Consider the following 14,345-nt stretch of genomic DNA (forward strand, 5'->3'; position numbering starts at 1 on the left):
ATTCGCTCCCACGGTTGAAGTGCAGAAATCAGCAGCAGCGTAGGAAAAATTAACTACCGCTGTAGCCTCCCAACCTGGACCGCGCTAGCATCCCGCCATCTCTCCCTTCGCCCTGACCGAGAACCCCATGCTGATCCCCTACGACCAACTCGAAGCCGACACCTTGACGCGTTTGATCGAGGATTTCGTGACGCGGGACGGGACCGACAATGGCGACGAAACCCCACTGGAAACCCGCGTCCTGCGGGTCCGGCACGCGCTGAGTAAAGGTCAGGCGGTGATTTTCTTCGATCTGGACAGCCAGCAATGTCAGCTGATGCTCAAGCATGACGTGCCCAAAGAGTACTTCGACGAATAACAAAGGTGGCCGCAAGGCAGAGGGTTGATCGGTGTGACGACGGGTCTAGGTGCCCGATGTTTGCGCTGCCATCTGCTGCAGACGCGCAGCGATGCGCTTGTAGACTTCTGCGCGGTGGATTTTCACATGTTGCGGGGCATCAATGCCCAGACGTACCTGATTGCCGGTGATGCCCAGAATCTGCACGGTAATGTCATCGCCGATGGAGAAGGTTTCTCCGATTTCTCGCGTCAATACCAGCATTTTTCCTACTCCCTTGGTTGTAACCGAGAGAGCAGGTTGCCGCGCGGCCCCGAGCGCTTCAATGCACCTGGAGAAAATCAGTCTTGCCCTTCAAGCCTTAGGGGCGATTGCTGACAGACACATCCTACGGACCATCAGAACCCACGACGCCGATCGGAAAAAACGCCCGCACAGCGTGGGCTTTTTACCGGGCCCTGTCAGGTCGCCGCCCACCGAGGACCCAGCAAGATAATGGTCGCGCCAATGACGCAGAACGCCACGCCGATCCAGTCAGACGTCAACGGACGCACGCGCTCGATAACGCTCAACCAGGCAATGGAAGTGATGATGTAGATCCCGCCGTACGCGGCATACGCACGTCCCGCATAAGCCGCCTCGACCCGCGTGAGCAGCAGCGCAAACAGCGTCAAACTGACCAATGCCGGAATCACCCAGAGCGCGCTTTTGCCCTGTCGCAACCACATCCAGAAACCATAACAACCGGCTATTTCGAAGAGGGCGGCCAGAAAGAACCAAACGTAATTGAGCACGGTGAACACTCTTCAAAGGTGGCCGGAAAGATACGGCGCACCCTATCAGAAAATTGCTAATTGATGTGTCGAACGACTTGAAAGCGAAAGCGCAAAGAGATGCCCATTAATCCCTAAGCGTGTTGAGCGTAATACAGCAGCGCCATAGAAGAGACGACAGTCACCGATGAGTAGAAGTGAAATTTGACTCCGAATCTTAACGCTGCCGGTACTCTACGAACCTTCCACATCGGAATGACCTCCTGTCGTTTATACATACCGGGCACCATGATCACGAACACAATCGCTATCTCACGCATTCGTCTGCCAAGAAAGTGATTGCCGTAAGCGTCACGATGCTTTTTGACCAGTTCTATATCGCTCAGAAACTCTTCAATAACCTCAAGGTATTTTCGATAGAAAATATAGGAGGCGGCGGCATGAACGATCAGAGCGACAGACACCGCCACGGATAACCATCGACTATCGAAATCAAACATTACGGCCTCCACTCATAAAGAAGATCTCCAGCGCTCCCTCCTAACCACTCGCCCCCAACGCCCCCCGCATAGCCTCCGACGAGGCCGCCCACAATTCCGCAACCGATTACAGCAAGTCCGCCGCTAGGAACACCAAACACAACCACACACACGCTGTAAGCAGCGGAAGCTCCCAGCCCACCAGCTACATAACCACCTGCTACTCCCACCACCAACTTCGCCCCCTCCACATACTTCGCCTTTGTGCACATATCCTCACGTCCCATCGAGCAGGCCTCCTTTATCTCAAGCCCAGCAGACGTGATATTCAAGCCGATACCTATAGCCGTACCGTGCTTAAGTAAATTGGAAGCCTTGGCGATTTTACCGATCCTCTGCGCATAGCCGCGCAGCTCCTGTGTGTGAATATAACTTTTAGTCGACACGCCCAGCATGTGTTTTATCGACCCCCGGTTATGTAGCCCTGTCCCCCATCGCGCCACACCCTCTAGCTGAGTATCGAGTTTTGTGAACAGCACCCGTCGCTGATTAATGAACTCCTGACGCGCAATCGGAGTTCCGCGCTTCAACGCCAATTGGTAAAGGCGCTCTATGTCTTCGAGTGTTTTCTGTACACCATCCAGATGTTTGCTCCAACTACTTGAAGCCGATCCTATCCCAAGTGATCCATAATTGAGCACATTCTGTAACAGGTCATAGTTTTTGATGACCTGACCATCGGCTCTCGCTTGGTTCTGAGACAGGTCATGGTGTACGCCATAGGCAAGTCTTACCAATTCAGCCTCGTCCGGGGTCACCCTTGCCATGGATTCATCCCCCACGACGATAAGCTGTCCGGGCATGACCATGATGTTCCGAATGTGAGCATTGAGCGCATCGAATTTAGAGCCACCTCCCACCTGAGCTTTGAGTGTGGGGTAGTGTTGAAACTGGTCATTGATGAAGATGTAAGGCTTTCCAACCGTTGTCATCGTTCTGTCCCTAAAGATGCAAAACGGCAGAGCATAGGAAAAGGCCCAGAGACTTACGATTGTTTGAGCAGGGGTGCCAGAGAATTCAGAGCAACCCTACTCAGGGAGGGATGGATTCCTACATTTTGCAGGCGAGAAAGATTTCTTTACCCAGACGGCAGCAAAGCAGCTCGTTAGTCCTTCCCGGACTTCGCCTTGGCCCGCATCTTGTCCGCCATATTGGCCATCTCGTCGTACAGCATCTGCGGGTTTTTCTGCTTGAGTTGCCAAGCCATGCGCCCTTGCTCGTGGGGCAGGATCATGAACTCGCCTTTGCCGACCTGATCGAAAATGTACTCGGCGATGTCGCTCGCGCTAATCGGCGAGCTCTCCAACAGCTTGCCGACCTGGGCTTTCATCGCCGGTGTCGGCCCCCGGAACGAGTCCAGAAGGTTGGTCTGGAAGAACGACGGGCACACCACGTGGACGCCGATCTCTTGCTGACGCAATTCGATCAGCAGGCTTTCGGACAATGCCACCACACCGGCCTTGGCGACGTTGTAGTTGCTCATCGCCGGGCCCTGCATCAACGCCGCCATCGAAGCGATGTTGATGATCTTGCCCTTGCTCTGCTCCAGCAACGGCAGGAATGCTTTGCAGCCTTTGACCACACCCATGAGGTTGATCGCGATCTGCCAATCCCAGTCTTCCAGCGACAACTCGCCAAAGAACCCGCCAGATGCCACGCCTGCATTGTTGACGATGATGTCGATGCCGCCGAACTTCTGCTCGCAGGCTTGAGCGAAGGCCGTCAACTGGCTGTAGTCCCGTACATCGCAACGCTGAACGAAACCGTCTGCACCCGCCTCACGCACCAGCCTCAGGGTTTCCTGAAGCCCGGCATCGCTCACGTCCGACAGCGCCAGTCGCCAGCCTTCGCGTGCCCAGCGCAGTGCGATTTCACGCCCCAGACCAGAACCGGCGCCAGTGATCATGATGCGATTTTGCATAGCAGTTGCCTTGTCGATTGCGAAGAAGTGAGCTGAGTGTAAACAGACAAATTGTCGGACAATGCCTTCATTAGCTCGCTGAATATGCGAGGCAAACCGGCGCCTCAGGCCACTCGGCGTCGGCGACGCCAACGCTGGATCAGGATCAGATACACCATCACATTGACGACGAGCACCAATGTCCCGAGCGCGATCTGAATCTGTGGTGTGAGGCCGGCGGGATAGATCAGCGGTATCAGATAGTGACCGATGAAATCTCCCTCATAACCCGCGATGCCGGCCTTGAGGCGCAGGCTGTTTTCAAGCGGGGTCAACGGGCAATACAGGTGCAGGAACTCCACGGCCATTCCCCAAGCCACCGCCGGTAAATGAATAAGGATCCATCCGCGCCAACGCAACGCCAGAAGTGCGCCCGACATGACGAAGAGAATAAATAAAAGATGGAAGACGACCACCGCGTCCGCCATGAGGGAATAAAACATAGCTTGCTTCCTATTTGATCTCTCCAGCAACTTCGGGGACCGGTGGACGGGTTGTAAGTTCCTGACTCATTACGTGCAATCCTCACATGAAATGCCACCAACTAAGGGTACCTTTACTCACCGCGTTCAATCGGTAACCTACTGTTTTTTAGGGATTTTTAAAAAATGTTATTTTTTATTTCTTTTGATCCGAACCTTTTGATTATCACCACAGTCGGAGTAATCAAGCGGTACAACTTTTTGCCAAGTTGGCCAGAAGCTTGAACGGCATAGCCACTTTCCAGGTACACAAGAAGGAACTCGTCATGGGCATCGGCACAATTCTTATCATCATCCTGATTCTCCTGTTGGTCGGCGGTTTGCCAGTGTTCCCGCACTCCAGAAGTTGGGGTTACGGGCCATCGGGCATCATCGGTACGATTCTGGTGATTCTGTTGATTTTGGTGTTGCTCGGCAGGATATAACCCCCTGGCAGCATCTGGAAAACCCCGCGCTTGTCGCGGGGTTTTTTATGGGGTTTTGGTGGCATGGGGTTTGGGTATTGATCCGTATTCTAGGGTGATGCTGATATTTTGGTTCGGCCTAACGGCCGATCTGTTCCGCATTCGGCGGGTTACTTTTTCAAGAGCCGGAGTGCCGGACCATCAAAAAGTAACCAAAAGGCTGTGGCTCCCGGTTTGGCCTCGACTTCGTCGAGGTTCCTTCACTTCGGCGACGCTCCGTGGGCCCGCGCCGAACGGACATCCATGTCCTGACGGCGCTCTCGCGGCATCCATGCCGCTCGGCCCACTCCACGCCACCTGCGTTCAGCCTGCACCCAAGTCGCGTTTTGTGGTGTCTGGACTGTCGCGTATTAGAGCAACTCGGGCTGGAGCTAACGCTCCTCGCTTTTTTGATGCGTGCATCATTCGTCCGCTTTCCACCCTTATCTGCGCTGCACTCTTAACTGTAGGAGCGCGCTTGCTCTGGGCCGCACTCGGACGATCTGCCGGGAACCGGCAGCAAATCCGGTGCATGCGGTGTATCAGGCCTCATCGAGTCGCCTGATGTTGCTACCGCTGCGCGGTAGATCGCGGGCAAGGTGGAACGCCACCCCGGTAATTGTAGGAGCGTGATCCGATGCTTTTGATTTTGCTTTTCTAGCGCGATAGCCCAAACGCCACAAAACGCGACTTGGGTGCAGGCCAAACGCAGACGACGCGCAGTGGGTCGAGCGGCATGGATGCCGCGAGAGCGCCGTCAGGACATGGATGTCCGTTCGGCGCGGGCCCACGGAGCGTCGTCGGAGTGCGGGTACCCGACGAAGTCGGGCCCAACCAGGAGCCGGCCCTTGGTTACTTGGGGATGGTCCGGCATTCCGGTTTTCAAGTAACCCGCCGAAGGCGGAACAGATCGGCCGTTAGGCCGAACCAAAATATCAGCATCACCCTAAAATACGGATCAATACCCAAACCCCATGCCACCAAAACCGCATAAAAAACCCCGCCGAAGCGGGGTTTTATATTGCTTTAAACATTCAAATCAATGCGACACCGCACCACTCGCCCCAAGCCCGGTCTGCGAACGCACAAACTGCGGGAAGAACAACGCACGCTCACCTTCCGCTGCTTTCGACTTGTCTGTCACCGAGAAGAACCAGATGCCGACAAACGCAATGGCGATGGAGAACAGCGCCGGGTACTCGTACGGGAAGATCGCTTTCTCGTGATGCAGGATCTGCACCCAGATGGTCGGGCCAAGAATCATCAGCACCACCGCACTGATCAGCCCCATCCAGCCACCGATCATGGCGCCACGGGTGGTCAGGTTCTTCCAGTACATCGAAAGCAACAGCACAGGGAAGTTACAGCTCGCTGCGATGGAGAACGCCAGGCCCACCATAAACGCGATGTTCTGGCTTTCGAACGCAATCCCCAGACCGATCGCCACAACCGCCAAAGCGATGGTGGTGATCTTCGATACGCGGATCTCGTCTTTCTCGTTGGCCTTGCCGCCTTTGATCACGCTGGCATACAGGTCATGGGACACCGCCGAAGCACCGGCCAGGGTCAAACCGGCAACCACTGCCAGAATCGTGGCGAACGCCACCGCCGAGATGAAGCCAAGGAACAGACTGCCACCCACTGCATCGGCCAGGTGGACAGCGGCCATGTTGTTACCGCCCAACAGTGCGCCCGCTGCATCCTTGAACGCAGGGTTGGTGCTGACCAGCAGGATCGCGCCGAAGCCGATGATGAAGGTCAGGATGTAGAAGTAACCGATGAAGCCAGTCGCATACAGAACCGATTTACGGGCTTCTTTCGCGTCGCTCACGGTGAAGAAGCGCATGAGGATGTGCGGCAGACCCGCCGTACCAAACATCAGTGCCAGACCCAGCGAGAATGCCGAGACAGGGTCTTTCACCAGACCGCCCGGGCTCATGATCGCTTCACCTTTGGGGTGAACCTTCACGGCTTCGGAGAACAGCATGTTGAAGTCGAAGTTGACGTGCTTCATGACCATCAGCGCCATGAACGACGCACCGGACAACAGCATCACCGCCTTGATGATCTGGACCCAGGTGGTCGCCAGCATGCCGCCGAACAGCACGTAGAGGCACATCAGGATACCGACGAGTACCACGGCAACCGCGTAATCCAGACCGAACAGCAGCTGGATCAGCTTGCCTGCGCCAACCATCTGCGCAATCAGGTAGAACGCCACCACCACCAGCGAACCGCAGGCAGACAGGGTACGGATTTCCTTCTGCTTCAGGCGGTAGGACGCCACGTCAGCGAAGGTGTATTTACCCAGGTTACGCAGGCGTTCGGCGATCAGGAACAGAATGATCGGCCAGCCCACCAGGAAGCCGATCGAGTAGATCAGGCCATCGTAGCCAGAGGTGTAAACCAGCGCGGAAATACCCAGGAAGGACGCCGCCGACATGTAGTCGCCCGCGATCGCCAGGCCGTTCTGAAAGCCTGTGATCTTGCCGCCCGCCGAGTAGTAATCCGCTGCCGTCTTGTTCTTTTTCGAAGCCCAGTAAGTGATGCACAGCGTAAACGCTACGAAGACCACGAACATGATGATCGCCGCGATGTTCAGCGGCTGTTTCTGTACAGCGCCCGTCAACGCATCGGCCGCCCACAGGGTCGGTGCGAATGCAGACAGGCCAAGGGTCGCAACCAGAGGGCGGATCATTGCTGTGCCTCCTTCAGGATCGCGTTGTTCAGGTCATCGAACTCACCGTTGGCACGGCGAACGTAGATGGCTGTCAGCACGAATGCAGAGACAATCAGGCCGACGCCGATTGGCATTCCCCAGGTGATGGATGATGTGGCGCTGAGTTTGGCGCCCAGAATCTGAGGCCCATACGCAATCAAAAGGATGAATGCGGCATAGAGCCCAAGCATGATCGCCGAGAGAATCCAGGCGAATCGTTCCCTTTTCGAGACCAGTTCCTTGAAACGGGCACTGTTCTGAATCGAGAGGTAAATGCTGTCGTTCATTGTTTTTGTCCTCGCAGCACAGATGGATGTCACGTATTCCACTTTAGTCCGCTCTGAGGCGCACTCCAGACGACCTTAGTATTAGAACGACATTAGTTGATGTGCGCGGACCTGCACTTTCTGGCCCGAAAGAAAAACCAGAGGCATGTTTGGCGTAACAGCCTTACGCAGTGGCTTTGATTCTGGCCGGAGGCCGTGGTGTGCCGGCCTGCTGGCGAATGCAGGGGTCGGTGAATGAATAAATGAGGGGTGATGCACGGTATTCGCGAGGGAGCTCGCTCCCACAGTGAGTGTGTAGCGGCGGAAATAAAAAACCGCCTGGCGATCACTCAACAGGCGGTTTCTTGAAGATTAAATCTTTATGGCAACTTATTTACCGGTCCACTCTTTGACGCGATCAGGGTGCTTGGCGACCCAGTCCTTGGCGGCGGCTTCAGGCTTGGCGCCGTCCTGGATGGCGAGCATGACTTCGCCAATCTCATCTTTGCTGCTCCACTGGAATTTCTTCAGGAATTCAGCCACGTCCGGCGCTTTTTTGGCCAGGTCCAGGCTGCCGATGTTGTCGACGGTTTCAGCAGCACCGTAAACACCTTTTGGATCTTCGAGGAACTTCAGTTTCCACTTGGCGAACATCCAGTGCGGCACCCAACCGGTCACGGCAATGGATTCCTTCTTGTTTTCAGCGCGGGTCAGCTCGGCAATCATGCCGGCGCCGGAACTCGCCTGAAGCTTGTAGCCATCCAGACCGTAGTCCTTGATGGCCTGGTCGGTCTTGATCATCACACCTGAACCGGCGTCGATGCCGACAATTTTCTTCTTGAAGGACTCGTCGGTTTTCAAATCCGCCACCGAGTTGGCTTTCACGTATTCCGGCACGATCAGGCCAATTTTGGCGTCCTTGAAGTTCGGACCGTAGTCGGTGACCTTGTCCTTGTTCTTGGCCCAGTACTCACCGTGGGTCACGGGCAGCCAGGCGGACAGGATCATGTCCAGCTTGCCGGTCGCAACGCCCTGCCACATGATGCCGGCCGCGACGGCTTGCAGTTTCACGGGGTAGCCCAGTTTTTGCTGTATCACTTCGGCGGCCACGTTGGTGGTCGCGACGCTGTCCGACCAACCATCCACGTAACCGATGCTGAGCTCCGGTTTGTCAGCGGCAACGGCCAGCGTGGAACTGATGGCAAGGGCCAGAGCGGCGCCTGCACCCAGGATATTTCGAATCTTCATCGTTACTTCCCCGGTAGTCCTGAACCCGACGGCGTCGGGAATCGTTAACGTTCTTATAAGGCCGCGACCTGCGCCCACGTTTGGCGCGTCGCGCACCTTTCACGCCTCAACCACTTGCCTGCGCAGCCGCACTCGCTGCGTTGACGGTTCGATCATCGACCTGCACCGGCCTCGCCCCTTTCCTCTGGGCGACACTCAGGCACCGGGAAACGACATCACCGGGCCATCAACGACAAACAGGTCGTAAAACAGGTGGCAGTCCGTCCGAAAATTGCATGTCTCATTTAGTATCGTGTGTCGCGCTCATGGGTAGGCGCGTGGCTTGTCCCGCGATCGGCTGAGAAGCAGTCGTAAACCAGACGCCTTGTGTGTGCCAGCGATGACCAACGCCTCAGGCTTTACTGCCGGTTCCCGGCAGATCGCGGGACGAGCCACGCGCCTACAGATGTAATGGCGCTGGCTTGCTAGACTGCGGCCCTCTGCCCTCTCTCGGCCCGATCATGCCCGCCACCTCCCGCTCGCCTGTCGTTCTCTATCTTTTCTCCTGTCTGATTGCTTTGATCGCCCTGTCCGGCTACTGGTACTGGCTCGGGAAACCGGTGGTGCTGCCGGACGCGGCGACCCCGACTCACAAGCTGCAATGCGCGTCCTACACGCCGTTCGACAAGGATCAATCGCCGTTCGACCAGCCGCTCACGTTGCGCCCGGCGCGGATGGATGCCGACCTTGCGCTGCTGGCGACACGCTTCGAGTGCATTCGGACCTACTCGATGACCGGCCTGGAGGCGATCCCTGAACTGGCGCGCAAACATGGCTTGAAAGTCATGCTGGGCGCCTGGGTGAATGCCAACCCCGAGGACACCGCCAAGGAGGTCAAGGCGCTGATTGCGACCGCCAACGCCTACCCGGATGTTGTCACCGCAGTGATCGTGGGTAACGAGGCGTTGTTACGTAAAGAAGTGACGGGCGCGCAACTGGCGAAACTGATTCGTCAGGTCAAGGCCCAGGTCAAGCAGCCCGTCACCTACGCCGACGTCTGGGAGTACTGGCTGCAGTACCCGGAAATCGCACCTGCCGTGGACTTCCTGACCATTCACCTGCTGCCGTACTGGGAGGACGACCCGAAAGGCATCGATGAGGCGCTGGCCCATGTGGCGCAGATCCGTCAGACCTTCGGCAGCACGTTCGCCCCCAAGGACATCCTGATCGGCGAAACCGGATGGCCCAGTGAAGGCCGTCAGCGAGAGACCGCCTTGCCGAGTCGGGTCAACGAAGCGAAGTTCATCCGCAGTTTTGTGGCGATGGCCGAACAGAATGGCTGGCACTACAACCTGATTGAAGCCTTCGACCAACCCTGGAAGCGCGAAGCCGAAGGCGCGGTCGGCGGTTACTGGGGTTTGTTCGACGCCGATCGCCAGGAGAAAGGCGTACTGGCAGGTCCGGTGTCGAACCTGCCCTACTGGGGGTTCTGGCTGGCGGTGAGTGGTGTGATCAGCCTGGCGACACTGGCACTGGCCGGACAGGTCACGCGCGCACGCAGTGCCCTGATCCTGCCGCTGCTCGCGGTATTTGGTGCAGGCTGCATCGGTACATGGGGCGAATTGGCGCGGGTGACCAGCCGGTTCGCAGGCGAATACCTGTGGGCGGTGAGCTTGACGGTGCTCAATCTATTGGTGCTGGCGCATGCGGCATTGACCTTGAGCGAACGATCCGGCTGGCGCGGCCGTGCGTTCACCTGGTTCGAATCCCGCGCCGCGTGGTGGCTGGGTGCCGCAGGGTTCGCCGGGGCGGTCATGATGCTGGCGATGGTGTTCGATCCGCGTTACCGCAGCTTCGCCACCGCGACCTTATGGCTGCCCGCGCTCTTGTATTTAGTAAGGCCCGTGTCAGTACGGCCCGTGTTAGTAATGCCCGTGAATGCGCCGCGCCGGGAAATCGGCTTGCTGGCCTTTATTGTGGGTGCAGGCATCGTCCCGCAACTGTTCCGAGAAGGGTTGAGCAATCCACAGGCGTGGGCGTGGGCAGTGGTCAGCGCACTCATGACGTTGGCGCTGTGGCGCAGCATGAATGTGGGCGCGAGATCACAGGACGTCCAGCCTTCGACGTCGCCGTTACCCGCGCGCGCGAACGGGTGACGGCACACGAAACACATTGTGTTACCGATGGCGGGATTCCAAAACAGAATACGGGTAACACGGAAACAGAATGGCTCGCGCGCGCTGGCCTTGAAATCATCTGATTTCTATAACTCATTGATTTACAAGGAATTTAAAAAGTTGGCACGGCACCTGCTATATCTCCTGCATAACAAGAACAAAATGTGAAAACCCAATAAAAATAAGATGAATCGGCTCTGACATAACAAGAACAACGGTACAGAGACGCAGCCAACAGATTTTTTTGGAGTAGATGTGCTTTAGCGAGGTCTTGGCCTCGCAGCCCGACAGAGAACAATAAAACTACCTTCAGGTAGCGTCCGGAACGGGTTGGATCTTCGCCACAAGCGAATCGGATCAAAGCAGATAAGCGCTCAAAAAAATACGTTTGCTCTTGTATCCCGGATGGGGATCACTGAAGAACGCTGTAAAGGGACTGGTTGCCAAAAACAACAATAGACCGCCCTAAAAACAATAAAAAAAGAGCACGTGCAACGATTTAAAGGGGAGCCTCGGCTCCCCTTTATGCTGTCTGGCGTTTGGGGTTTGGGACTTCTTTTCAGTCACGCCCCTGAACGGTAGAAGCCGGTTTGCTGCAGGCCGCGATCGGACAAATGCGGTGGGTCAGCGACATTCACAGTGAATGACACACCGCGGTCGCTGCCGTCGTAACCTGCGACGTCTCCTACAGGGTCGGTGTTCAACCGGTGGTTATCAGGCAGCCCGCACCAGCCGCAACCCGGCAATCACCACGGCGAACACGGCAAGGCTCGCGCTATACAGCATCAGTGACAGCATCCCCAGCAGCAGACCGATCAGCGCCAGGATCCGGCCCAGTCGGCGCGGTACAAAAAACGCGATCACCGAGGCAATCAGCGCTCCCCAGCCAAATACCCCGAAATGGATCATCAGGCCCAGATTCGAGCGCACCTGACATTGCCATTTCGCGGCGCCTTCGGAACACAGTCCGACCCATTGCACATCTTCCATCAGCCCGTAACGCACGCCATAGGCCGCGGCAAGCCACAGGGCCAGCGCAACGAACAAAACCACCAGCGACAGACGACGCGACACGGAACACCCCAGCTCAGGAAAACGACGCCCAGCATAGCCGCAGCCGCCTGGAGACAGATACCGCATCACATAAAAAGCACAACCGGACACGCCAAATGTGCCAGAACGTGTATTGTCGCCTAGGGTCTGTACCGGGCTTGCTTGCCAGCACGGCACTTTGGCACTACACCCGTGTCATAGCCTGCGTATCTCAACAGCACTTCTTTCCCAAGGGATTTAGTCATGCTTCGTTTTCTGCGCCTCGCCGCCCTCTCTGGCGGCTTGTTCTTGAGTGCGTCCGTGATGGCGGTCGACATCGACCCGTCCAGCTATGGCTTCCCTCTGACCAACCCGTTTGAAGCGACCATCGCCACCACGCCGCCCGACCTGCGCGCCAAAGTGCCGGAGGACGCCGACATCGATCAGGATGACTACAGCCTGACCCTGCGCCCCGACCGCGAATTCACGCTCCCGGACAACTTCTGGGCCGTGAAGAAACTGCGTTACCGCCTGGCGAAACAGGACAAACCCGCTCCGCTGATCTTTCTTATTGCCGGCACCGGCGCCCCGTACAACAGCACCCTCAATGAATACCTGAAGCGGCTTTATTACGGAGCGGGCTACAACGTCGTGCAGCTTTCGTCGCCCACCAGCTACGATTTCATGAGCGCGGCCTCACGCTTCGCGACGCCCGGCGTGACGTCCGAAGACGCCGAAGACCTGTACCGGGTGATGCAGGCCGTGCGTGCCCAGCAGAGCAAGCTGCAAGTTACCGAGTACTACCTCACCGGCTACAGCCTCGGTGCGCTGGACGCCGCTTTTGTGAGCAAGCTCGACGAAACCCGTCGCAGCTTCAACTTCAAGAAAGTGCTGCTGATCAACCCGCCAGTGAACCTCTACACCTCGATCACCAACCTGGACAAAATGGTCCAGACCGACGTGAAGGGCATCACCAACAGCACCACCTTCTATGAGCTGGTGCTGCAGAAGCTGACCCGTTACTTCCGCGAGAAAGGCTACATCGACCTCAACGATGCCTTGCTCTACGACTTCCAGCAGTCCAAACAGCATCTGTCCAACGAGCAGATGGCAATGCTGATCGGCACCTCGTTCCGCTTCTCGGCCGCCGACATCGCGTTCACTTCAGACCTGATCAACCGACGCGGCCTGATTACGCCGCCCAAGACGCCGATCAGCGAAGGCACCAGCCTGACGCCGTTCCTCAAGCGCGCGCTGCAATGCGACTTCGATTGCTACGTGACCGAACAGGTGATCCCGATGTGGCGCGCCCGCACCGACGGTGGCAGCCTGCTGCAACTGGTCGATCAGGTCAGCTTGTATGCACTGAAGGATTACCTCAGCACCAGCAAGAAAATTGCCGTGATGCACAACGCCGACGACGTGATCCTCGGCCCGGGCGACCTCGGATTCCTGCGCAAGACCTTTGGCGATCGCCTGACCGTTTACCCGTATGGCGGTCACTGCGGCAACATGAACTATCGCGTCAACAGCGACGCCATGCTGGAGTTTTTCCGTGGCTAAACGTCTATTGCTTATTGCCGCTCTGCTCTGTGCAGGCGCCGTTCACGCGGCCGATGCGCCGATCGTCTCCAAGGCCGCGCCCGTGCAGCGCCTGGACAACGACGATGGTTTCACCGAGCCGTTGAAGTCGCTGAAATTCAACCCCGGCCTGGATGCGCAAGAGTTCGAGCGTTCCTCGCTCAACGCCCTTAACGTCTATGACCCGCTGGAGTCGTGGAACCGTCGGGTTTACCACTTCAACTACCGGTTTGATGAATGGGTCTTTCTGCCCGTGGTCAACGGCTATAAATACGTCACGCCCAGTTTCGTGCGCACCGGCGTCAGCAACTTCTTCAGCAACCTGGGCGATATCCCCAACCTGCTGAACAGCCTGTTGCAGTTCAAGGGCAAGCGTTCGATGTCCACGACAGGACGCCTGATCATCAACACCACAATCGGCATCGCCGGCCTGTGGGACCCGGCGACCATGATGGGCCTGACCAAGCAGAGCGAAGACTTCGGTCAGACCTTGGGCTTCTACGGCGTGCCGGCCGGCCCGTACTTCGTCCTGCCGATCCTCGGCCCGTCGAACTTCCGTGATACAGGCGGCCTTGTGTTCGACTTCACCGCCGAATCGCAGATCAACTTCCTGAACGTTGCGCAGGTCAGCGAAGACCATCCCGAGCTCTACCTGCTGCGCGCGATCGACCGGCGCTATACCACCAGCTTCCGGTATGGACAGATGGACTCGCCGTTCGAGTACGAGAAGGTGCGGTATGTGTACACCGAGGCGCGCAAGTTGCAGATTTCTGAATAAGCCTCCAGTCAGTAGCGATCTGTAGGAGCCG

At 57.1% G+C, this 14,345-nt stretch carries 15 protein-coding genes; 5 read left to right on the forward strand and 10 right to left on the reverse strand.

Annotated elements, in window-relative coordinates; genetic code table 11:
* Window positions 1-127: 127 nt before the first annotated feature.
* Window positions 128-358 carry a YheU family protein gene (locus tag BLS87_RS11120; protein WP_062390314.1) on the forward strand — a complete coding sequence of 77 codons (231 nt, stop codon included), beginning with the start codon at window positions 128-130 and terminating at the stop codon, window positions 356-358.
* 45 nt (window positions 359-403) lie between these two features.
* On the opposite strand, the gene csrA is transcribed toward BLS87_RS11120, so the two are convergent.
* The 6 genes from csrA to BLS87_RS11150 all read right to left on the reverse strand — a co-directional run bounded on the left by csrA (window position 404) and on the right by BLS87_RS11150 (window position 4,052).
* Window positions 404-601 carry a carbon storage regulator CsrA gene (csrA, locus tag BLS87_RS11125; RefSeq protein WP_074752552.1) on the reverse strand — a complete coding sequence of 66 codons (198 nt, stop codon included), beginning with the start codon at window positions 599-601 and terminating at the stop codon, window positions 404-406.
* Window positions 602-798: 197 nt separating this feature from the next.
* Window positions 799-1,131, reverse strand: coding sequence for a YnfA family protein (locus BLS87_RS11130; protein ID WP_074752553.1), 333 nt, complete (start codon window positions 1,129-1,131; stop codon window positions 799-801).
* Window positions 1,132-1,244: 113 nt separating this feature from the next.
* Entirely contained in the window at window positions 1,245-1,610 is a 366-nt protein-coding gene (locus tag BLS87_RS11135; protein ID WP_074752554.1) for a hypothetical protein, read from the reverse strand.
* Window positions 1,610-2,581 carry a hypothetical protein gene (locus tag BLS87_RS11140; protein WP_074752555.1) on the reverse strand — a complete coding sequence of 324 codons (972 nt, stop codon included), beginning with the start codon at window positions 2,579-2,581 and terminating at the stop codon, window positions 1,610-1,612. The genes BLS87_RS11135 and BLS87_RS11140 overlap by 1 nt, the downstream gene beginning before the upstream one ends.
* A 173-nt stretch (window positions 2,582-2,754) precedes the next feature.
* Window positions 2,755-3,570 carry an SDR family oxidoreductase gene (locus tag BLS87_RS11145; protein ID WP_074752556.1) on the reverse strand — a complete coding sequence of 272 codons (816 nt, stop codon included), beginning with the start codon at window positions 3,568-3,570 and terminating at the stop codon, window positions 2,755-2,757.
* Window positions 3,571-3,674: 104 nt separating this feature from the next.
* On the reverse strand, window positions 3,675-4,052 hold the full coding sequence (locus tag BLS87_RS11150) for a DUF2784 domain-containing protein (RefSeq protein ID WP_074752557.1): 378 nt from the start codon (window positions 4,050-4,052) through the stop codon (window positions 3,675-3,677).
* A gap of 305 nt (window positions 4,053-4,357) precedes the next feature.
* Here BLS87_RS11150 and BLS87_RS11155 point away from each other — a divergent pair, with 305 nt between their 5' ends.
* Window positions 4,358-4,516, forward strand: coding sequence for a DUF3309 family protein (locus BLS87_RS11155; RefSeq protein ID WP_020290439.1), 159 nt, complete (start codon window positions 4,358-4,360; stop codon window positions 4,514-4,516).
* 1,057 nt (window positions 4,517-5,573) lie between these two features.
* Here BLS87_RS11155 and BLS87_RS11160 read toward each other — a convergent pair.
* The 3 genes from BLS87_RS11160 to BLS87_RS11170 form a co-directional block, all read right to left on the reverse strand.
* Window positions 5,574-7,232, reverse strand: coding sequence for a cation acetate symporter (locus BLS87_RS11160; RefSeq protein ID WP_074752558.1), 1,659 nt, complete (start codon window positions 7,230-7,232; stop codon window positions 5,574-5,576).
* Window positions 7,229-7,540 (reverse strand): DUF485 domain-containing protein, encoded by a 312-nt coding sequence (locus BLS87_RS11165; RefSeq protein ID WP_062390323.1) that lies wholly within the window; start codon window positions 7,538-7,540, stop codon window positions 7,229-7,231. Before BLS87_RS11165 ends, BLS87_RS11160 begins: the two co-directional genes overlap by 4 nt.
* A 369-nt stretch (window positions 7,541-7,909) precedes the next feature.
* Window positions 7,910-8,767: a glycine betaine ABC transporter substrate-binding protein gene (locus BLS87_RS11170; RefSeq protein WP_074752559.1), complete on the reverse strand. Its 858-nt coding sequence runs from the start codon at window positions 8,765-8,767 to the stop codon at window positions 7,910-7,912.
* Between the two features lie 500 nt (window positions 8,768-9,267).
* Between BLS87_RS11170 and BLS87_RS11175 the strand changes: the two genes are divergently transcribed.
* A complete protein-coding gene (locus tag BLS87_RS11175; protein WP_143024361.1) occupies window positions 9,268-10,902 on the forward strand; it encodes a glycoside hydrolase family 17 protein in 1,635 nt (544 codons plus the stop codon).
* A gap of 735 nt (window positions 10,903-11,637) precedes the next feature.
* Here the strand turns inward: BLS87_RS11175 and BLS87_RS11180 are convergent.
* Entirely contained in the window at window positions 11,638-11,997 is a 360-nt protein-coding gene (locus BLS87_RS11180; RefSeq protein WP_074752560.1) for a hypothetical protein, read from the reverse strand.
* Between the two features lie 222 nt (window positions 11,998-12,219).
* Between BLS87_RS11180 and BLS87_RS11185 the strand changes: the two genes are divergently transcribed.
* Window positions 12,220-13,518 (forward strand): alpha/beta fold hydrolase family protein, encoded by a 1,299-nt coding sequence (locus tag BLS87_RS11185; RefSeq protein ID WP_074752561.1) that lies wholly within the window; start codon window positions 12,220-12,222, stop codon window positions 13,516-13,518.
* Window positions 13,511-14,314, forward strand: coding sequence for an MlaA family lipoprotein (locus BLS87_RS11190; protein WP_074752562.1), 804 nt, complete (start codon window positions 13,511-13,513; stop codon window positions 14,312-14,314). Before BLS87_RS11185 ends, BLS87_RS11190 begins: the two co-directional genes overlap by 8 nt.
* Window positions 14,315-14,345: the final 31 nt, after the last annotated feature.

Origin of the sequence: Pseudomonas abietaniphila, from assembly GCF_900100795.1 — a bacterium.
In the GTDB taxonomy this organism is placed as follows: domain Bacteria; phylum Pseudomonadota; class Gammaproteobacteria; order Pseudomonadales; family Pseudomonadaceae; genus Aquipseudomonas; species Aquipseudomonas abietaniphila.